Consider the following 18,929-nt stretch of genomic DNA (forward strand, 5'->3'; position numbering starts at 1 on the left):
GGGCGCCTCCGGGGTCGGACGGGTGCTGCTGCGGTCGTCGGCGGCTCGCCGTGTGTCACGGCGTCGCTCGAGAGCCGATGCTGAGGTTACCTCACAATGTGTGTGGTTCCGGTAGCCTCCTGCTCATGAGCACCGCGAACGGCCGCGACATTCCCGCGCGGGAGAGCGCCACGGGCGCACCCGGTGCCGGGGTGTCGCACCACCACGCCGGCGAGGCCCGGGCCGACGACGCCGGCGAGGTGCTCGAGCTGGTGCACGGGCTGATGCACTCCCTGCGGCGCGAGGCGGCCGACCGCAACGGACCCGTCGGCACCATGCCCGGCCAGGTTCGGCTGCTGCGGATGCTCAACCGGTGCGACCGGCCGCGGCGCCTCGGTGAGCTGGCCCAGGCGATGGACGTCGCCCCACGGTCGATGACCAGCAAGGTGGACCAGGCCGAGGCGGACGGGCTGGTGCGGCGCGTTCCGGACCCGGCCGACCGGCGTGCGACGCTCGTCGAGCTGACCGAGCAGGGTCGGCAGGTCCTCGCCGACGTGTGGGCGCAGCGGGACGTGGGGATGCGTCGCCGGCTCGAGCGACTGACGGAGGCCGAGCGTGGCGAGCTCCTCGCGCTGCTGCGCCGGGTGGCGGGGTCGGACGAGCCGTCGGCCTGACGCGGCTCGGTGGCCTGTCCCTCGGTGGCCTGTCCACAGCTGGGCCGCAGCCCGTGGCGGCGGGTCCCGGGCGGCGCCGAGACCTCACCCGTCCCGTCTGATGAGATCTGTGAGAGGATGGCGGGCAGCAGGAGCCCTCACGGGCGCCTGTCAGCATGAGACTCCGCCAGGTGGTAGCGGAGCGAGCCACGCACATGGACGTGGCCGCAGGGGACCTGCGATGCGACCCTGGGTCCACAGCCGGAGCCACTGCAGGGTTCCGACGAAAGACGAGCCCCGGTACTCGCCCCACGGCGGGACCGGGGCTTCGTGCATCTCCGGGGCCGCGTCGAGCGTCGCCTGGTGACGGCGTGGCAGGGTGGGGCGGCTGCACGCGCGGTGTCCCGGCGCGACGGCCCACGAGCCTGCCGGAACGACCAAGGAGACGCCTCGATGGCGCGGATCACCTGCAACTTCTTCTCCACGACGCTGCGGGTCAGCACGGCGATCACCGTGCTGCTCCCCGAGCCGGCGGACGGGCAGATCGGGGTGACGGGGTCGCCGTCGGAAGCAGCGCCGCCCGTGCTCTACCTGCTCCACGGCCTCTCGGACGACGAGACGATCTGGACGCGTCACACGTCCATCGAGCGGTACGTCTCGAAGCTGGGCCTGGCGGTGGTGATGCCGCGGGCCGGGCGCTCGTTCTACCAGGACGAGGCCTACGGCTCCGCGTACTGGAGCTTCCTGACGGAGGAGCTGCCGGAGATGGTCCAGCGCTTCTTCCGCGTCTCGGAGCGGCCGGAGGACACCTTCGTCGCCGGGCTGTCGATGGGCGGGTACGGGGCGTTCCGGTGGGCACTGACGCACCCTGGCCGGTTCGGTGCCGCCGCGTCGCTGTCCGGGGCTCTGGACGTGGCGCACCCCGACCAGGCGGCGCTGTGGGCGGGTGAGGTCCCCCAGGTGCTGGCCGGCGCGCCCGTCCCCGCAGAGGCCGACCTGATGGCGTTGCTCCGCGACGCCGACCGGGACGCGCTGCCGCCGCTGTACCTCGCGTGCGGCACGGAGGACTTCCTGTACCCGTCGAACCGGCGGTTCCTGGCGCTCGCCGAGGAGCTGGACGTGCCGGTGCAGACGGAGCTGCGGCCGGGGACACACGAGTGGGGGTTCTGGGACGAGTCGATCCAGCGCGTGCTGGAGTGGCTGCCGCTGCAGCGGTGACGCCGGGGCGCCGGGCGCTCCGGTGCGGTAGTTCTCGGCTCGCGCGGGTGGTGGCGCACGGCGCGCGTCCGACTGGTCCGGCGCCGTCGAGGGACCTGCGGACCGGGTCGCCCGCACCGGTCCGGCGCTCCGGAAGCCCTGTGGATCACCGCGACGGCGTGTCGGTGGCCGTCGATAGCATACGAACATGCGTTCGAAGCGGGCCGCGGCGGTGGCGGGATGACGGCGGCCGTCGTCGACCGTCCCGTGCCGGCGCGCGTCGAGGTGGGTGCGGCGTCCGACGTTCTGCGCGCCGCGCAGGTGCTCCTTGCGGCGGTCGACGCGGCGGAGTCCTGGTCCGCCGGTGAGCGCCGCACGGCGTTGGAGCGGGTGGATCGCGCGGCGGGTCTGCTGGCCGCGGCTCGGGCAGCACTGCTGGCGGCCGAGCGAGCGGCTGGGACCTGGGCGCTGCACGGCGACCGCGACCTGACGGCATGGCGGGCGCGGACCTCGCGAGCCGGGGTACGGGAGGCGGTGGGGCAGGTCCGCCAGGCCGACGCCATCACGACGATGCCTCAGGTGCGTGGCGCGCTGACCAGGGGAGCGATCACCACGACGCACGTCGACGCGATCGCCCGGTTCACCGCAACCGCTCCGCCCCGGGTCGTGGAGCACGCGCGGTCAGGTGCGGGACAAGCGGCGATCGTCGCCCTCGCCACCCGGGTGGACGGTGCGGGACTGGGCAAGGCGCTGACGCGGTGGCAGGCCGAGCTGGACCCCGCTGCCCGGCAGCGCACGCACGACGAGCAGCAGGCGGCGCGCTACCTGAACCTCTCCGAGACGCCCGGCGGAACCTATGTGAAGGGCCTGCTCGACTCCGTCGCAGGACACCGGTTGCGGCTCGCTCTCGAGGCGGTGACCCCACGTCCCGGTGTCGACGACGACCGCGCTCCGGAGCAGCGGCGCGCGGACGCCCTCGCGCAGCTGGCCGACCGTGCGCTCGACGACATCGGTGCCGCGACCGGTCCGGCCGGGCGGCCGCACGTCAGCCTGGTGCTGAGCGAGTCCACGTGGCGGGCCCTGCGCGAGCGCGGTCACGAACCGGTGGGTCAGCGCGGTACGGCCCGCGGGCGAGGTGTGGCTGACGAGGTGGGTGCGGGCGCCGGGCGAGGTGTGGCTGACGAGGTGGGTGAGGGCGCCGGACGAGGTGTGGCTCGTGGTCAAGGGGCAGCCGGTGAGTGGGGTGTCATCGGCGGCCTCGGTCCGGCTCGGGCGAGCGCGGGGAGCGCCGTGGAGACGGAGCGAGCCCTCGCCGGCGTGCCGCCGGTGTGCGACGAGGACGGGAACCCCTGGCCGGCGTCCGAGGTCGGCCGAGTGCTGTGCGACTGCCACGTCACCCGCGTCGTCGTCGACGCGGACTCGGTGCCGCTCGACCTGGGTCGTACGCAACGGCTGTTCAGCGCCCACCAGCGGAGGGCCGTCACCGTCCGGGACGGAGGGTGCGGGTGGCCTGGGTGCAGCACGCCGGCACGGTGGTGCGAGCTGCACCATCTGACGTGGTGGGACCGCGACGGTGGCCCGACGGACCTGCGGAACGCCGTGATGCTGTGCTCGTTCCATCACCACCAGGTCCACCGGCGGGATCTGACGGTCCACCGGGAGCCACCGGGGTCGCCGCCGGCTGCCGCGAGCGCTGGTGCACGGGCGGAGGGTCGGTCGGACGGAGGCGGCTCCGGACCACCGGACCAGGTGGTCGGGATGTCGTCGGCCGAGAGGCGGCAGAGTCGTTACCGGTTCACCATGCCGGACGGGCGTGACGCCGTCACGTTGCGCGTCAGCATGCCCGCGGACCCGTGACGCGGGGGCGACCCTGCGTCGCGGGACGGGCGTAGACGCGGCGCTCGAGGACCAGGTCAGCGGCCGGGGTGTCGGGGCCAGCCCTCGGCGCGGAGGCGCTCGAAGCCGTCGAGCATCAGGTCCAGGGCGAACTCGAACTCGGCCTGGTCGTCGCAGCCGCGGGCGACCACGGTGCCGTCGTCGTGCGTCGCGGTCAGCACGGTGGCGGCGATGTTGGGGAAGTGCTGCGCGAGCGCCTGCAGCATCGCCTGCTGCACCTGCGGCGAGGGGCCGTCGGCGGTGGGCCCAGCGCCGTCGGCACCGGACGTGTCCGGACCCGCGGGCTCCTCGAAGAGCTCCTGGGTGAACCCCCACATGCGGCTGCCGAGGGCGTGCATCACGTGGTGCGTCAGCTCGTCGCTGAAGCCGCCGGCGCGGAACGTCCCGATCACCGAGTCGATGTAGCCGAGGACCGCCGGGGTGCGGGAGGTGCGCGACTCGAGCACGGCGCGGCCCCAGGGGTGTCGCAGCAGCACCCGCCGTGCCGACAGGACTCGCAACCGGATCGCCGTGCGCCAGTCGACGCCTGTGGCCGGCGGGTCGATCTCGGTGACCAACAGCTCGACCATGCCGTCGAGCAGCTGGTCCTTGTTGGCGACGTGCTTGTAGAGCGCCATCGGGACGACGTCGAGCTCCTGGGCCAGCCGGCGCATGCTCAGCGCCTCGATGCCGATCCGGTCCGCGAGCGCGACGGCCGCCGTGAGCACCCGGAGGCGGTTGAGGCGCGGACGCGTGGCGGTGGCCGACGGGCGGGCCATGGGCGGCTCCGATCCTTGACAGGCGTACGCCGTACACCCTAGCGTCCGTGGCATCAGGTGTACGGCGTACACCGAAGTTGCATCCACCCGAAGGAGCCCACCTTGGACTCGACCCGACGCACGGCCTTCCTGGCCGGCGCCCTCTACCTGCTGACGTTCGTCTCGTCGATCCCGGCCGTCGGGCTGCTCGCGCCGGTCCTGCACGACCCCCGGTACGTGCTCGGTGCGGGGGCCGACGGCCGCGTCCTCACCGGCGGCCTGCTCGACCTGGTCAACGCCGCGGCGTGCATCGGCACCGCGGTGGTGCTGTTCCCCGTGGTCCGCCGTCAGCACCATCCTGCGGCGCTCGGCTTCGTCGCCGCGCGGCTCATGGAGGCAGCGATCATCGCCATCGGCGTCGTGAGCCTGTTCACCGTGGTCACGCTCCGCCGCTCGTACGCCGCCGGGCACGCGGGCGACCCGGCGACCCTGGTCGCCGTGAGCTCGGCCCTGGTGGGGGTGCGCGACTGGACCTTCCTGCTCGGGCCGAGCCTGGTCCCCGGCATCAACGCCCTCCTGCTCGGCACCCTCCTGCTGCGCTCCGGACTGGTGCCGCGCGCGATCCCGGTGCTGGGCCTGGTTGGCGCGCCGCTGCAGATCTCTGCCGTGATCGGGACGGTCCTCGGGGTGAACAGCCAGGTGTCGGTGTGGTCGGCGATCGGCGTGGCGCCGATCTTCTTCTGGGAGCTGTCGCTCGGTGTCTGGCTGGTGGCGAAGGGCTTCCGCCCGTCGCCGCTGCTCGGCGACCCGGGGCGGTCGGCGGCGGCGCTCTCGGTCGCTCCCTGACGGGCGGCGCCCCGGTCCGGACGGGGGCGAGCCGCTCCTGCCGGAGGGCGCGCCGGTCTCGCCGGGGGCGAGCCGGTCCCGACCGGTGGCGAGAGGGTCCGGGAGGGGGGCGCCGGTCAGTCGGTCGTTGCGGGACGGATGCGCTCGAGCAGCAGGACGGCGATGTCGGCCACCTCGGGGACGCCGACGGCGGCCGGGCGACCTGCGGATCCCTGGCCGTGGGCGCCGGCCGGTGCGCCCGACGGGTCGGCGGTGCCCGGGGTCGGGCGACCGCTCGACGTCGTGGACGGGGTGGACGAAGCCACCGCGGCGACCCCGTCGGACAGCATGACCGTGCAGTACGGGCACGCGGTCGCGATGGCGTCGGCGCCGGTGGCGACGGCCTCCTCCGCACGGGCGGTGCCGATGCGGGTGCCGATCGTCTCCTCCATCCACATGCGCGCGCCGCCGGCGCCGCAGCAGAACGAGGTGGACCCGGACCGCGGCATCTCGGCGAGCTCGACACCGGGGATGGCGGCGATCAGCTCGCGGGGCGGTGCGTAGACCTGGTTGTGCCGGCCGAGGAAGCACGGGTCGTGGTAGGTGATCCGCAGCGGGGCGGGGTTGGATGCAGCGGCAGGGACGGCAGCCTCGTCGTCGGCCGACCGGTCGACCGGCGTCAGCCGGCCCTCCGCCACGAGGCGGTTGAGCAGCTCGGTGTGGTGCACCACCTCGTACCGGCCACCCGCCTGCGGGTACTCGCGCGCGAGCGTGTTGAAGCAGTGGGCGCACGTCACGACGACCTTGGTGGCCTTCGCCTCGGTGAGCACCTCGACGTTCTGAGCCGCGAGGGTCTGGAACAGCAGCTCGTTGCCGGCCCGTCGTGCCGGGTCGCCGGTGCACGACTCGCCCTCGCCGAGCACCGCGAACGACACCCCGGCGGTGTGCAGCAGCTCCGCGACGGCCCTCGTCGTGCGCTTGGCCCGGTCCTCGTAGGCCCCCGCGCAGCCGACCCAGAACAGGTACTCGACGTCGGCGGCGCTCTCCACGTCCACGCCGACCACCGGCACGTCGAACGGCAGGCCCTTCGCCCAGTCCAGCCGTCCGCGCGCCGGCATGCCCCAGGGGTTGCCGCGCCGCTCCAGCTTGGTGAAGGTGCCGGTCAGCTCGGCGGGGAACGCCGACTCCATCAGCACCTGGTAGCGCCGCAGGTCGGCGATGGTGTCGACGTGCTCGATGTCCACCGGGCACTGCTGCACGCAGGCGCCGCACATGGTGCAGCTCCACAGCACGTCGGGGTCGATCACGCCGGAGCCGACCAGGTCCATGCCGAGGTGCGGATCGGTGACGGTGGGGTAGCGGCCGTCGGCCGTGCGGTGGACGGTCGGGGTGGCGTCGGCGGTGGACGCCCCCGAGACGTCGGACGAGCCCGCAGCCCGGACCGCCCTCACGTAAGGGGCTGTGGCCGCGGCCTGGTCCCGCAGCGCCAGCACCAGCAGCTTGGGGCTGAGCGGCTTTCCGGTGGCCCACGCCGGGCACTGCTCCTGGCAGCGGCCGCACTCGGTGCACGTCGCGACGTCCAGCAGGCCCTTCCACGTCAGGTCCTCGACGGCGCCGACCCCGAGCCGGGCATCGTCGGGAAGCTCCTCGATCGCGGCCAGGTCGAGGGGCGAGCCGTCGGGCGCACGCATCGGCGCCAGCGGACCGAGCGCCGGCCCACCGGACGGCCGGCGCCGCGCGTACACGTTGACCAGGGCGAGGAACCGGTGCCAGGCGACGCCCATGGTCGGCTGCACACCGACCACCACGAACCACGCCATCGAGCCGAGGATCTTCACCGTGGCGGTCAGCACCACGGCGGTCTCGAGGCTCGTCGTCCCCGCGCCCGCCCACGCGGAGCCGTACCAGGCCGTCAGCGGGAAGTGCCACGCCGTCGCGACCGGCGACCCGGTCCGCGCCGCGAGCGCGTACTCCAGCCCGCGCAGCACCAGCACCGCGGCGACCACCAGCAGCACGGTGGCCTCGACGAACACCGCCTGCGGCTGCGACGAGCCGAAGAACCGCGACGACCTCCGCTCGGCAGCGCCCTCGCCACGGTGCGGCCGGACCACCTGTCGCAGCGCGATCAGGTAGACGATCCCGACCAGCGACGCCCACGCGATGCCCTCGGTCAGCCACTCGACCGGCGGCAGGTGCCCGATGACGGGCAGGGAGTATGACGGGTCCACCACCTGCCCGTACCCGGACACCAGCGTGAGGAACAGGACGGGGAACGACACCATCACCGCCCAGTGGGCGATGCCGACCCACACCCGCCGCTGGAACCGCAGGTGCAGCACCACCTCGCGCAGCAGGGTCGCCAGGCGCGGGCCGACGGGCCCCCACCGGCCCGGCAAGGGGCGGCCGATGCGGATCGTCGCGACGATGCGCGCGACGCCCCAGGCGAAGACGGCCACGCCGACCACCGTCGCGACGAGGACCAGGACGAGGCACGTCACCTGCAGCGGCGTCACCGGCACACGGTAACCGCTCGCCTCCGGGCGGCCCGAGGCCGGTTCGCGCCCCGGGATCGCGGCGCGGGTCAGCTCCGCTCCGCGCCCCGCTCCGGGCCGGGTACGCCGCACCGATGGCATGCCCGCCACACAGCACCGCTGGCGCGCCACTCACGCCGCACCCATGGCGCGAGCAGCACACCCCCCGATGGCGCGACCGGTGGCGAGCTCGGCTCCGCGGGCCCCGACGGGCCTCCCGGTACCATTGCCGCAGCCCCCGCCCTCGACAGGACGGAGCGGACCGATGCTCTGGCTGCTGGCCACCCACCTGGCCGCAGCCCTCGTCGCGCCCGCACTGGTGGGACGGCTCGGCCGCCGGGCGTTCTGGGTGCTGGCCCTGGTCCCGGCCTCGGCGGCGGTCTGGGCGCTCAGCTGGACCGAGCGGGTGCGCGCCGGTGCGGCCCCGCACGTGACGGTCAGCTGGATCCCTGCCCTGGGGCTCGACCTCGACCTTCGGCTGGACACCCTGTCCTGGCTGATGACGCTGATCGTCGGCGGCGTCGGGGCGCTCGTGCTCGTCTACTGCCGGGCGTACTTCAAGGCCGATGCCCAGGGCCTGGGACGGTTCGCCGGGGTGTTCCTCGCGTTCGCCGGCTCGATGCTCGGCCTGGTGCTCAGCGACGACCTGCTGCTGCTGTTCGTCTTCTGGGAGCTCACCACGGTGATGAGCTACCTGCTGATCGGGCACTACGCCGAGACCCGCAAGGCGAGCCGACGGGCGGCGATGCAGGCGATCGTCGTCACCACCGCGGGCGGTCTGACGATGCTGGTGGGCCTGGTGATCCTGCAGCACGCCGCCGGCACCTCCCGGCTGAGCGAGCTGCTGGCGCACCCGCCGCACGGACCCGCGGTGACGGCCGCGGTGGTGTGCCTGCTGGCCGGCGCCGCCACCAAGTCGGCGCTGATCCCGTTCCACTTCTGGCTGCCGGCGGCGATGGCCGCCCCCACGCCGGTGAGCGCGTACCTGCACGCCGCCGCGATGGTGAAGGCCGGCGTGTACCTGGTCGCCCGGTTCGCGCCGGCCTACGCCGACCTGTCGGTGTGGCGCTGGTTCGTGCTGATCGGCGGTGGCGGGACGCTGCTGCTCGGCGGCTACCGGTCGCTGCGGCAGCACGACCTGAAGCTGGTGCTGGCGTTCGGCACGGTGAGCCAGCTGGGGCTGATCGTGCTGCTGGTGGGGCTCGGCACTCCGGCGGCGGCGCTGGCCGGGCTGGCGATGCTGGGCGCGCACGCCCTGTTCAAGGCGGCGTTGTTCCTGGTGGTGGGCACGGTGGACGCCGCGGCGGGGACGCGTGACCTGCGCCGGCTGTCCGGGGTGGGCCGCGAGCTGCCGTGGGTCGCCGCCGCCGGTGCGCTGGCCGTCGCGTCGATGATCGGGCTGCCACCGTTCGCGGGGTTCGTCGCCAAGGAGGCGGGGCTCGAGGCGGTCGCGGGGCTCGGCGGCGCCACCGGTGCGGTGGTCCTGGCGGTGGTGGCCGTCGGGTCGGTGCTGACGGTGGCGTACGGGCTGCGGCTGTGGTGGGGCGCGTTCGCGACGAAGCGGGCCGTGCTGTCCGCCTCGGCGGTCGAGCACGCCGACGGCACCGCGACGACGACCCCGATCAGCGCCGCCGCGGCCGACGGCGCACCGCTCGCGGCGCCTGCCGCCGTGCGGCCGTCGTCACCGGTGCTCGTCGTCCCCGCGCTGGTGCTGGCCGCACTCGGCCTGGTGGTCGCGCTGGTGCCGGGCTACGGCGAGGGCCTGCTGCGCCCTTACGCCGACGCGTTCACCGGCCACGCAGCGCCGGGCGCCGCCGCGTCCGGTGCCCACACCGGTCACCTGACCCTCTGGGCCGGCCTCACGCCGACGCTCGTCGTCACCCTCGCCGTGCTGCTGGCCGGCGCCCTCGCCTTCCGCGCCCGCGACGGCGTGGAGCGCGCCCAGGGCATGCTGCGCCTGCCACCGCGGGTCGACGCCGACCACCTGTACCGCCGGTCCATGCGCCGGCTGGACGACGTGGCCGCCGACGTGACGGCGTTCACCCAGCGCGGTTCGCTGCCGGTGTACCTGGGCCTGATCCTCGGCGTCTTCGTGATCGGCGTCGGCACCGCCCTGCTGACCGGCACCCGCCTGCCGACCCGCGTGGTGCCGTACCAGGCGCTGACCGAGGTGGCGTTCGCCGGAGTCAGCGTCGTGGCGGCGGTGCTGGCGGCCCGGGCCCGGCGCCGGCTGAAGGCGGTGATCCTCACCGGCATCGGCGGGTACGCGGTGGCAGGGCTGTTCCTGCTGCAGGGTGCACCGGACCTGGCGCTGACGCAGGTGCTGGTGGAGACCGTGACGCTGGTGGTGTTCGTGCTGGTGCTGCGGCGGCTGCCGCCGTACTTCTCCGACCGGCCACTGGCCGCCTCCCGCTGGCTGCGGCTGGGGATCGGGGTGGCCGTCGGGCTGGTGGTGGCCGGCATCGGGCTGATCGCGCCGGGCGCGCGGGTGCACCTGCCGGTGTCGGCGGCGTACGCGCAGGAGGCGTACGCGTTCGGCGGCGGCAAGAACGTGGTCAACGTGACCCTGGTCGACATCCGCGCATGGGACACCATGGGCGAGATCTCGGTGCTGCTGGTCGCGGCGACCGGCGTCGCCTCGCTCGTCTTCGTCTCCCGGCGCACCGGGCGCATCTTCCGCGCGCACGACGCGCCGGCCGACCGTGCCGTGTGGGGCGGCGCCGCCCATCCCCGGGCGGTCGAGGTGCGCGGCGGCGAGGGGGACCCGACCCGCGGTCCCGTGCCGGGGCCGACGACGAGGCCGGGACCGTCCGCGCCCGGCTCCGGCCGTGCCCGCGAGTGGCTGCGCGCCGGCCGCACGCTGGCCCCGGTGCGCCGGTCGGTGATCTTCGAGGTGGTCGTCCGGCTGCTGTTCCACACCATGGTCATGTACTCGCTGTTCCTGCTGTTCAGCGGGCACAACAACCCCGGTGGCGGGTTCGCGGCGGGGCTGGTCACCGGGATCGCGCTGATCGTGCGTTACCTGGCCGGCGGCCGGTACGAGCTGGGGGAGGCCGCGCCGGTGCAGCCCGGGGTGCTGCTGGGCACCGGCCTGTTCCTCGCCACCGGCGTGGCGGTGGCGCCGCTGCTGCTGGGCGGGTCGGTGCTCGAGTCGGCGATCGTGGACCTGCACCTGCCGCTGGTCGGGGACGTGCACCTGGTGACCAGCCTCGGGTTCGACGTCGGCGTGTACCTGGTGGTGGTGGGGCTGGTGCTGGACGTGCTGCGCAGCCTCGGTGCCGAGCTGGACCGGCGGGCCGAGTTCGGCGAGGACGACGTCGAGGAGTCGGTGCCGGACCTGCGGCGCACGCCGCACCCCGGGCTGGTCGGGTTCCACGAGGGGGCGTCGCGATGATCGACATGACGCCCGACCTGACGCTCGTCCTCACCGCCGCCGTGCTGGTCACCGTGGGCGTGTACCTGCTGCTGGAGCGGAGCCTCTCGCGCGTGGTGGTGGGGATCATCCTGATCGGCAACGGGCTGAACGTGCTGATCCTGGTGGCGGGCGGCTCTGCCGGGCGGCCACCCATCTTGGGCGGGCAGCCCGGTGCCCGCAGCGACCCGCTGCCGCAGGCGATGGTGCTCACCGCGATCGTCATCACCTTGGGGCTCACCGCGTTCCTGCTGGCCATGGCCTACCGCTCCTGGCAGCTGAACCGGCACGACGAGGTCCAGGACGACGTCGAGGACCGCCGCATCGCCCGGCTCGCCGCGCGCGACCGGCTGGCGGTGGCCGACCTGGACGCCGACGACACGTCGACCCTCGAGCAGGAGGCGGCGGAGGCGCGCGACGAGACGGACCGCGCGGTGGCGCTGGTCCTCGCCGAGCCGACGGCCGGCGACGACGGGCCCGCCGCAGCCGACGCACCCCCTCCCGCCGATCGGCCGGAGGACCGCCCATGAACGACTGGTCCTGGCTGGTCCCGCTGCCCGTCGTCCTCCCGCTGTCCGGCGCCGGACTGACGCTCGCGCTCTACCGCCGACCGCGGATCCAGCGGATCGTCTCGGTGACGGTGCTGGTCGCCGTCCTCGTGGCTGCCGCGACCCTCGCCGTGCTGGCCGACCGCCGCCCGCTGGTGGCCGAGATGGGCGGCTGGGCGACGCCGGTCGGCATCAGCCTGGTGGCCGACCGCCTGTCGACCCTGATGCTCACGGTCTCGGCCGTCGTGGTGCTGTGCGTGCTCGTCTACTCGCTCGCGCAGGACCAGGGTGCCGGCGAGGAGTCCGCACCGACGTCCATCTACCACCCCACCTACCTGGTGCTGGTGGCAGGCGTGGCCAACGCCTTCCTGTCCGGTGACCTGTTCAACGTGTACGTGGGGTTCGAGATCCTGCTCGCGGCGTCCTACGTGCTGCTGACCCTCGGCGGCAGCCGGGAGCGGCTGCGCGCGGGCAGCATCTACGTGGTCGTCGCCATCGTCAGCTCGTTCCTGTTCCTCGCCGCGATCGCCGCCGTGTACGCCGCCACCGGCACCCTCAACCTGGCGCAGCTGGCCCAGCGGCTGCCGCAGATCGACCCCGGCGTGCGGCTGACGCTGCAGGTGATGCTGCTGGTCGCGTTCGCCATCAAGGCGGCCGTCTTCCCGCTCTCGGCGTGGCTGCCGGACTCGTACCCCACCGCCCCGGCCCCGGTCACCGCCGTGTTCGCCGGCCTGCTGACCAAGGTCGGCATCTACGCGCTGATCCGCACCCAGTCGCTGCTGTTCCCCGGCGGGGCGGTGGACACGGTGCTGATGTGGGCGGCGCTGGCGACGATGCTGATCGGCATCCTCGGCGCCGTCGCGCAGGACGACATCAAGCGTCTGCTGTCGTTCACGCTGGTCAGCCACATCGGGTTCATGGTGTTCGGCATCGCCCTGTCCACGCGTGCCGGCTGGACGGCCGCCATCTACTACGTGGTGCACCACATCACCGTGCAGACCGCGTTGTTCCTGGTCACCGGGCTGATGGAGCGGTACGGCGGCACCCTGTCGCTGTCCCGCCTCGGCGGCCTGGCCCGGCTCTCGCCGGTGGTGGCGGTGCTGTTCTTCGTCCCCGCGATGAACCTCGCCGGCATCCCCCCGATGTCGGGGTTCCTGGGCAAGCTCGGGCTGCTGCAGGCCGGTGTCGCGATCGGCACGCCGCTCGCCTGGACGCTGGTGGTCGGCAGCGTGGTGACGTCGCTGCTCACCCTGTACGCCCTGGTCAAGGCGTGGAACAAGGCCTTCTGGCAGACGCCGCCCGAGCCGCTGCCGGCCGGTCACGTGCCGTCGGGCATGATCGGCGCCACCGGCGCGCTGGTCACCGCGAGCCTGGCGCTGACCGTGTTCGCCGGGCCGCTGTACGCCTACACCGGCCGTGCCGCGCAGGCGCTGGCCGACCGGACGCCCTACATCCAGGCGGTCCTGCCCGACGGCGACCGCGGCGCCGGCCGCTCGGCCCGGCTCGCCTCCTCGCCGGGGGGTGCCGGATGAGGCGGCGCACGCAGTGGCTGGGGATCGTGTGGCTCGCCGCCGTGTGGGTGCTGCTGTGGGGGGACCTGACGTGGGGCAACGTGCTGGCGGGCCTGCTGCTGGGCGCCGTGGTGACGTGGGGCCTGCGGATGGTGCCGGTGGACTTCCACGGGCGGGTGCACCCGTGGCGGGTGCTGGTGCTGCTGGTCCGCTTCGCCGCCGACGTGGTACGCGCCTCGATCGAGGTCGCGACCATCGCGCTGACGCCGGGTTACACGCCGCGCGGGGCGGTGATCGGCGTGCAGCTGCGCAGCCACTCGGACCTCTACCTGACGCTGACCGCCGAGCTGGTGTCGCTGGTGCCCGGTTCGCTGGTGGTCGAGGCGCACCGGCTCACCGGGGTGCTGTACCTGCACGTGCTCGACCTCGACCGGTCCGGCGGCGTCGAGGCGGTGCGGGCCGACGTGCTCGCGCAGGAGGAGCGGCTGCTGCGCGCCCTCGCGTCGCCGCAGGAGCAGGCCGCGGCGGGGATGGTGCCGGCATGAGCGGGACGACGGGACGGGCGGCCCCGCGGCGACGGACGGTGCCGGCATGAGCGCCGTGCTGGGCGTCGCCGTGGCGGTCGCGGCGGTGCTGATCCTGATCGGCGCCGTGCTGGCGATCGTCCGCGCCGAGCGCGGGCCGTCGATGCTCGACCGGACGATCGCCCTGGACATCGTGGTGACGTGCCTGGTCGCCGCCGTGGCGCTGTACGCCTCGCTCGAGCGGCGGGCCGACGTGGTGCCGATCCTCGTGGTGCTCTCGCTGGTCGGTTTCATCGGGTCGGTGACCATCGCGCGGTTCGCGGCCGTCGAGCCGGAGGACGCCGGGCGGGTGCGCACCCGCGAGGAGGTCGCGGCGGAGGACGAGGCCCGGCTGCGGGCCGAGCTGGCGGAGGCGGCCGCGCGGGACGTGCCGGACGCGACCGAGGACGACGAGCTGGTGGGCGATCCGGCGGCGCGCGAGGACGAGCCCGCGGGCGACCCGGCCACGCCCGGGTCCGACGACGGAGGTGCCCGATGACCGCCGCCTGGTCCACCGTCGCCGACGTCGCGTCGATCGTGCTCATGCTCGGCGGGGCGTTCCTCTGCTTCGCCGCCGGCGTCGGGGTGCTGCGCTTCCGCGACCTGCTGGCGCGCATGCACGCCGCCACCAAGCCGCAGGTGCTGGGCCTGGTGCTGGTGCTGGCCGGGCTGGCGCTGCGGCTGCGCAGCGGTGGCGCGGTGTGGGCGCTGGTGCTCGTGGTGGTGTTCCAGCTGCTCACCGCGCCGGTCGCGGCGCACCTCGTCGGACGTGCGGGCTACCGCACGGGCAAGGTGAGCCCGGGCGTGCTGGCGGTCGACGAGCTCACGGCCGAGCTGGACCGGCGGCACGGGGTGCCCGCCGACGACGAGGACGGCGGCCCCGAGGCCGACATCGGCTGAGCTACGCCGGCAGCTCGGGCCGCTTGCTGTTGACCTTCGCCGTCAGCCGAGCGGTGCCCCGGCTGGCCAGCGCCCGCGCCAGCGCCACGACGGCCCCGGTGATCGCCGCGGCGAGCAGCACCTCGCGCAGGCTGATGTCGTCGTCCTGGGACTCGGGCGCCGGCGGCTCGTGCCCGGCCGCGGCCACCCACGCGCGGTCCAGCAGCTTCTGCGCCACCCACGCGGCGCCGACCGCCACGCCGGCGCCTACCAGCTTGGCCAGCATCGACTGGGACTGCTTCTCGGGCATGCGGGCCTCCGGTCTGCGGCGGGACGACGAGAACCGACGCTAGCGTCGTCGTCGTCGCCCCGCTGGCCGCGCTGCGGCGACTCACCCGACGCGCGGTCGTCCCAGGGCTGCGCCGGCCGCCCCCGAGGGTTACGGTCGAAGGCATCCACTCGATGGATGAGGTGACCGGCGATGACGCGTGAACCCCCGCTCGAGCATCGGCTCGACCGCCGTCCGGAGCCCCACGGTGACCAGCTGACCAGCGTCGGCCACCACCGCTCCGACCACTCGACGAGCCCGCGGGCCGAGCACCCCGTGGACCATCGTGCCGAGCCGCACCACACCCCGGCCGTGCTGCACCGCGAGGTGGTGTCGGTCGACGTGCCGCTGCCGGCGGACGTCGTCTGGGAGCACGTCCGCAAGCCCGAGCTGATCCACCGCTGGTACGGCTGGGACCGGGACGACCTGGCGGACGACATCGAGCGGATCTTCGTGGAGCACGCCGAGGTGGAGCACGACCACGTCCCCGGCACGTCCATCCGGCGGCTGCGCTGGCACCACCACGAGGACCTCGAGCTGCGCTGCCGGGACGACAACCCCGGTCACACGCTCGTGATCGTGCACCGGGCCGCACGTGACCTGTCCGTCTCGTTCGACGGCGTCCGGGACGTGGTCGACGAGAACTGGATCAGCTCCGTGCACCAGCTGCACTTCGCGCTGACCGTGCACCGCGGGGAGGACCGCCGCACGTTCGCGGTGCACGGCCTGGACGCCGGCCCGCACCAGAACCCGTTGATGTACCGGGCGGGGCTGCACGGCGCGCGCGGCGTGCCGATCGGCGGTCACGTCGAGGCCACCCGGCCCGACGGCACCAAGGTGGGCGGCACGGTGGTGTACCGGACCGACCTGCAGTTCGGTGTGTGGCTGCACGGGATCGCCGAGTCGCTGCTGGTGATCCAGGAGGTGCCGGTGGCCAGCCACCCGCCGCACGGCGCCGTCAACGCGATCCTCAACACGTACGGCCTGTCCGACGAGCTGCGCGCCGAGGCGCAGCGCCGCTGGGCCGGCTGGTGGGACGGCCACCGGCACCACGCCTGACGGAGCCCCGCCCGACGGACCCGGGCCCGACGGCCGCAGCGGCCGCCGCAGTAGGTGCTAAAGCGGCCGCTGCCAGGTGCCGTTGACGCCTGCCGGCCGGAACCCGAGAGCGACGTTGATCGCCAGCATCCAGCGGTTCTCCTGCGCGTTCCACGTGCCGACCCGCCGGACCGCCGGCCGCTGCCGCGTCAGCGCCGCCAGGTTGGCCGTCTTCACCAGCATCCCGAGCCGGTGGCCGCGGTGCGCCGCCACCACCAGGGTGTCTCCCTGGTGCACGTACTCGTCGGTGTGCGACGGCATCCAGAAGTTGGTGAACGCCGCCAACCGTCCCGTCGGCACGTGCTCCGCCGCCGTCACCAGCAGCTCGTAGCCCGCGTCGTGCAGCATCCGCTCCTGCGCCCGGACCCGCTCGCCGTCCCACACCTCCGGCCGCCAGTCGACCTCGCCGAGCGGAGCGTCCGTGCTCATCTGCGCCAGCAGGCCGGCGTACTCCTCCAGCCACTGCTCCGGGACGTCGGTTCCCCAGGTGTGCAGGCGGTAGTCGGCACCGGCCGCCGCGGCGGCCTCGTCGGCGTGCCGGCGCAGCAGCGCGGCGTCGACGGGCAGGTCGAGCTGCGAGCGCCGGTCCACCTGCGCGAGGGTCCACCCGGTGCGCTGCAGCCAGCCGACGGCGGGGTTGTCGAGGCACACCCGGCCGGCGCCGGTCGGCGACTCGATCGCACGGGGTCCGGCGGGCGGCTCGACGCGGTCGGAGGTGTGGGTCATCAGCAGCGTCCGGCCCTCGGCGCGGGCCACGGCGGCGGCGGCGTCGAGGAGCGCGGTGCCGATGCCCCGGCGTCGGTGCTCCGGCAGCACGTTGACCAGGACGAACGCGCTGTGGTGGTTGTCCCGCACGGGCAGGCCGACGGTGGCCTCGCCGATGACCGACGCGGCAGGGCCGCCGCGGCCCCCGTCGCCGGCGTCGTCGGGCACCGCGACCAGCCGCACCGTCCGCTCGGCGTCCACGTCCCGCAGCTCGGCCAGCTCGGCCCGCGGCGAGTCGGCGAGGTCGGCGCTGCCCCACACGTCGACGGTGCCGGCGGTGCGGACCCGGTTGGCGCCGAGCAGCAGCCAGGCGTCCGGGGCCTCGAGCGTCGTGGGCACCGGCACCTCGCGCACGGTCCACGTGGTGGTGGTCGTCATGTACCCAGGGTCGATGCCCGGCCCCGGTCCGGTCGAGGGAATTGAGGCGGCCTCGGGGCCATGATCCGGCGCGTCCTACACTGCTTTTCGGACATCCGAACTTTCGGAGGGACATGAGCGCGGACCCGGCCGTCGGACTCGGCACCGACGCGCCTGCGCCTGAGGCGGCCTCCGCCGTACCGTCGCCGGCCCGCCCATCGCCGCGTCGCCGCCCGATCCGCGCCCGCGGCGGCCTGCTGCACCTGCTCGGTCCTGCGTTCGTCGCCTCGATCGCCTACGTCGACCCGGGCAACGTCGCCGCCAACCTCACCGCCGGCTCCCGCTACGGCTACCTGCTGCTGTGGGTGCTGGTCGCGGCGGACGTGATCGCGGTGCTGGTGCAGTACCAGTCGGCCCGGCTGGGCCTGGTCACCGGCCGGTCGCTGCCGGAGGTGCTCGGCGACCGGATGCCGCGCGGCGGTCGCCTCGCGTTCTGGGTGCAAGCCGAGGTGGTCGCGGGCGCCACCGACCTGGCCGAGGTGGTCGGTGGCGCGCTCGCGCTGCAGCTCCTGTTCGGCCTGCCGCTGGCGCTCGGCGGCCTGATCGTCGGCGTCGTGTCCCTGGTGCTGCTCGCCACCCAGGACCGGTACGGCCAGCGCCGGTTCGAGCTGGTGGTGGCGAGCCTGCTCGCGGTGATCGGGCTGGGGTTCCTCGCCGGTCTGGCGGTGCGTCCACCGGACGCCGCCGGCGTGCTGCACGGCCTGGTGCCGCACTTCGCGGGCACCGACTCGGTGCTGCTGGCGGCCAGCATGCTCGGCGCCACCGTGATGCCGCACGCGATCTACGCCCACTCGGCGCTGGCGCGGGACCGGCACGGGCACCTCGGCACCGGCGCCGCCCGGACCCGGCTGCTGCGCGCCACCCGGTGGGACGTCGGCGGCGCGCTCGCGGCCGCCGGCGTGGTGAACATCGGCCTGCTGCTGCTCGCCGCCACCGGTCTGCGCCACGTCCCGGGCACCGACTCGATCCCCGGTGCGCACGCCGCGATCGTCGCCTCCCTCGGCACCGCGGTCGGCCTGGCGTTCGCCGTCGGCCTGCTGGCCAGCGGCCTGGCGTCGACGTCCGTCGGTGCCTACGCCGGGTCGGTGGTGATGGACGGGCTGCTGCACCGCCGGGTCCCGCCGCTGGTCCGCCGCACGGTCACGCTGGTGCCGGCCGTGGTGCTGCTGGCCCTCGGCGCCGACCCGACGTGGACGCTGGTGGTCAGCCAGGTGGTGCTCAGCTTCGGCATCCCGTTCGCCCTGGTGCCGCTGGTCCGGCTCACCCGCGACCCGCGGCTGATGGGTGCGGAACGCACCGGACCGTGGCCGAACGCGGTGCTCGTGGGGGTCGTCGCCCTCGTCGTCGCCCTCAACGTCGCCCTGCTGGTGCTCCTCCTGCGGTAGCCCGAGCGGTAGCCCGAGGGGGTCGTCGGCGGCCCGTCGGACGGGCCCGGCGGCGGAGGTCCGGGGTAGGGCCCTCGGTCCCAGGGGCCCGGAAATCGCCGTGCCTACCCTGACGGTGTCCATCTCTGGACCCGTGAGGAATGCAATGTCGCACCTCCAGACCCGGCCCCGTGCCGGCACCGACGCCGCCGCCGACGGCGCGCAC

16 protein-coding genes are annotated in these 18,929 nt (G+C 74.5%); 12 read left to right on the forward strand and 4 right to left on the reverse strand.

Features of this window, described 5'->3' with window-relative positions:
* Positions 1-125: 125 nt before the first annotated feature.
* The 3 genes from N0B34_RS13940 to N0B34_RS13950 all read left to right on the forward strand — a co-directional run bounded on the left by N0B34_RS13940 (position 126) and on the right by N0B34_RS13950 (position 3,686).
* Positions 126-653 (forward strand): MarR family winged helix-turn-helix transcriptional regulator, encoded by a 528-nt coding sequence (locus tag N0B34_RS13940; RefSeq protein ID WP_263732012.1) that lies wholly within the window; start codon positions 126-128, stop codon positions 651-653.
* 432 nt (positions 654-1,085) lie between these two features.
* Positions 1,086-1,850 (forward strand): alpha/beta hydrolase, encoded by a 765-nt coding sequence (locus N0B34_RS13945; RefSeq protein ID WP_263732013.1) that lies wholly within the window; start codon positions 1,086-1,088, stop codon positions 1,848-1,850.
* Positions 1,851-2,069: 219 nt separating this feature from the next.
* On the forward strand, positions 2,070-3,686 hold the full coding sequence (locus tag N0B34_RS13950; protein WP_263732014.1) for an HNH endonuclease signature motif containing protein: 1,617 nt from the start codon (positions 2,070-2,072) through the stop codon (positions 3,684-3,686).
* 56 nt (positions 3,687-3,742) lie between these two features.
* Here N0B34_RS13950 and N0B34_RS13955 read toward each other — a convergent pair whose 3' ends face one another.
* Positions 3,743-4,483 (reverse strand): TetR/AcrR family transcriptional regulator, encoded by a 741-nt coding sequence (locus N0B34_RS13955; protein WP_263732015.1) that lies wholly within the window; start codon positions 4,481-4,483, stop codon positions 3,743-3,745.
* 102 nt (positions 4,484-4,585) lie between these two features.
* On the opposite strand from N0B34_RS13955, the gene N0B34_RS13960 reads away from it, so the two are divergent.
* On the forward strand, positions 4,586-5,308 hold the full coding sequence (locus N0B34_RS13960) for a DUF4386 domain-containing protein (protein WP_263732016.1): 723 nt from the start codon (positions 4,586-4,588) through the stop codon (positions 5,306-5,308).
* Between the two features lie 116 nt (positions 5,309-5,424).
* Here N0B34_RS13960 and N0B34_RS13965 read toward each other — a convergent pair whose 3' ends face one another.
* Positions 5,425-7,800 (reverse strand): (Fe-S)-binding protein, encoded by a 2,376-nt coding sequence (locus N0B34_RS13965; RefSeq protein WP_263732017.1) that lies wholly within the window; start codon positions 7,798-7,800, stop codon positions 5,425-5,427.
* A 283-nt stretch (positions 7,801-8,083) separates the two neighbouring features.
* Here N0B34_RS13965 and N0B34_RS13970 point away from each other — a divergent pair, with 283 nt between their 5' ends.
* Genes N0B34_RS13970 through mnhG form a run of 6 tightly spaced genes read left to right on the forward strand, consistent with a single transcriptional unit; the run spans position 8,084 to position 14,752 of the window.
* Positions 8,084-11,212: a Na+/H+ antiporter subunit A gene (locus N0B34_RS13970; protein WP_263732018.1), complete on the forward strand. Its 3,129-nt coding sequence runs from the start codon at positions 8,084-8,086 to the stop codon at positions 11,210-11,212.
* Positions 11,209-11,760 carry a Na(+)/H(+) antiporter subunit C gene (locus tag N0B34_RS13975; RefSeq protein WP_263732019.1) on the forward strand — a complete coding sequence of 184 codons (552 nt, stop codon included), beginning with the start codon at positions 11,209-11,211 and terminating at the stop codon, positions 11,758-11,760. Before N0B34_RS13970 ends, N0B34_RS13975 begins: the two co-directional genes overlap by 4 nt.
* A complete protein-coding gene (locus tag N0B34_RS13980; protein ID WP_263732020.1) occupies positions 11,757-13,310 on the forward strand; it encodes a Na+/H+ antiporter subunit D in 1,554 nt (517 codons plus the stop codon). The genes N0B34_RS13975 and N0B34_RS13980 overlap by 4 nt, the downstream gene beginning before the upstream one ends.
* A complete protein-coding gene (locus tag N0B34_RS13985; protein ID WP_263732021.1) occupies positions 13,307-13,834 on the forward strand; it encodes a Na+/H+ antiporter subunit E in 528 nt (175 codons plus the stop codon). Before N0B34_RS13980 ends, N0B34_RS13985 begins: the two co-directional genes overlap by 4 nt.
* A gap of 46 nt (positions 13,835-13,880) precedes the next feature.
* On the forward strand, positions 13,881-14,351 hold the full coding sequence (locus N0B34_RS13990; RefSeq protein WP_263732022.1) for a monovalent cation/H+ antiporter complex subunit F: 471 nt from the start codon (positions 13,881-13,883) through the stop codon (positions 14,349-14,351).
* A complete protein-coding gene (gene mnhG / locus N0B34_RS13995) occupies positions 14,348-14,752 on the forward strand; it encodes a monovalent cation/H(+) antiporter subunit G (RefSeq protein WP_263732023.1) in 405 nt (134 codons plus the stop codon). Before N0B34_RS13990 ends, mnhG begins: the two co-directional genes overlap by 4 nt.
* A 1-nt stretch (position 14,753) precedes the next feature.
* Here the strand turns inward: mnhG and N0B34_RS14000 are convergent, their stop codons facing one another.
* Positions 14,754-15,041, reverse strand: coding sequence for a DUF4235 domain-containing protein (locus N0B34_RS14000; RefSeq protein WP_263732024.1), 288 nt, complete (start codon positions 15,039-15,041; stop codon positions 14,754-14,756).
* A gap of 171 nt (positions 15,042-15,212) precedes the next feature.
* Here N0B34_RS14000 and N0B34_RS14005 point away from each other — a divergent pair, with 171 nt between their 5' ends.
* A complete protein-coding gene (locus tag N0B34_RS14005) occupies positions 15,213-16,118 on the forward strand; it encodes a hypothetical protein (protein ID WP_263732025.1) in 906 nt (301 codons plus the stop codon).
* Between the two features lie 57 nt (positions 16,119-16,175).
* Here N0B34_RS14005 and N0B34_RS14010 read toward each other — a convergent pair whose 3' ends face one another.
* On the reverse strand, positions 16,176-17,300 hold the full coding sequence (locus N0B34_RS14010; protein WP_263732026.1) for a GNAT family N-acetyltransferase: 1,125 nt from the start codon (positions 17,298-17,300) through the stop codon (positions 16,176-16,178).
* A 113-nt stretch (positions 17,301-17,413) separates the two neighbouring features.
* Here N0B34_RS14010 and N0B34_RS14015 point away from each other — a divergent pair, with 113 nt between their 5' ends.
* Positions 17,414-18,724 carry an Nramp family divalent metal transporter gene (locus N0B34_RS14015; RefSeq protein WP_263732027.1) on the forward strand — a complete coding sequence of 437 codons (1,311 nt, stop codon included), beginning with the start codon at positions 17,414-17,416 and terminating at the stop codon, positions 18,722-18,724.
* Positions 18,725-18,929: the final 205 nt, after the last annotated feature.

It is taken from the genome of Cellulomonas sp. SG140 (genome assembly GCF_025770785.1).
Lineage (GTDB): Bacteria > Actinomycetota > Actinomycetes > Actinomycetales > Cellulomonadaceae > Cellulomonas.

Excerpts from the sequence above, each read along its gene's own strand:
- N0B34_RS13980 (WP_263732020.1), top strand. The coding sequence starts at position 11,757 with ATGAACGACTGGTCCTGGCTGGTCCCGCTGCCCGTCGTCCTCCCGCTG.
- N0B34_RS13950 (WP_263732014.1), top strand. The coding sequence starts at position 2,070 with ATGACGGCGGCCGTCGTCGACCGTCCCGTGCCGGCGCGCGTCGAGGTG.
- N0B34_RS13970 (WP_263732018.1), top strand. The coding sequence starts at position 8,084 with ATGCTCTGGCTGCTGGCCACCCACCTGGCCGCAGCCCTCGTCGCGCCC.
- N0B34_RS13975 (WP_263732019.1), top strand. The coding sequence starts at position 11,209 with ATGATCGACATGACGCCCGACCTGACGCTCGTCCTCACCGCCGCCGTG.
- N0B34_RS13955 (WP_263732015.1), bottom strand. The coding sequence starts at position 4,483 with ATGGCCCGCCCGTCGGCCACCGCCACGCGTCCGCGCCTCAACCGCCTC.
- N0B34_RS13945 (WP_263732013.1), top strand. The coding sequence starts at position 1,086 with ATGGCGCGGATCACCTGCAACTTCTTCTCCACGACGCTGCGGGTCAGC.
- N0B34_RS14015 (WP_263732027.1), top strand. The coding sequence starts at position 17,414 with ATGAGCGCGGACCCGGCCGTCGGACTCGGCACCGACGCGCCTGCGCCT.
- N0B34_RS13985 (WP_263732021.1), top strand. The coding sequence starts at position 13,307 with ATGAGGCGGCGCACGCAGTGGCTGGGGATCGTGTGGCTCGCCGCCGTG.
- N0B34_RS14010 (WP_263732026.1), bottom strand. The coding sequence starts at position 17,300 with ATGACGACCACCACCACGTGGACCGTGCGCGAGGTGCCGGTGCCCACG.
- N0B34_RS14005 (WP_263732025.1), top strand. The coding sequence starts at position 15,213 with ATGACGCGTGAACCCCCGCTCGAGCATCGGCTCGACCGCCGTCCGGAG.
- N0B34_RS13940 (WP_263732012.1), top strand. The coding sequence starts at position 126 with ATGAGCACCGCGAACGGCCGCGACATTCCCGCGCGGGAGAGCGCCACG.
- N0B34_RS14000 (WP_263732024.1), bottom strand. The coding sequence starts at position 15,041 with ATGCCCGAGAAGCAGTCCCAGTCGATGCTGGCCAAGCTGGTAGGCGCC.
- mnhG (WP_263732023.1), top strand. The coding sequence starts at position 14,348 with ATGACCGCCGCCTGGTCCACCGTCGCCGACGTCGCGTCGATCGTGCTC.
- N0B34_RS13990 (WP_263732022.1), top strand. The coding sequence starts at position 13,881 with ATGAGCGCCGTGCTGGGCGTCGCCGTGGCGGTCGCGGCGGTGCTGATC.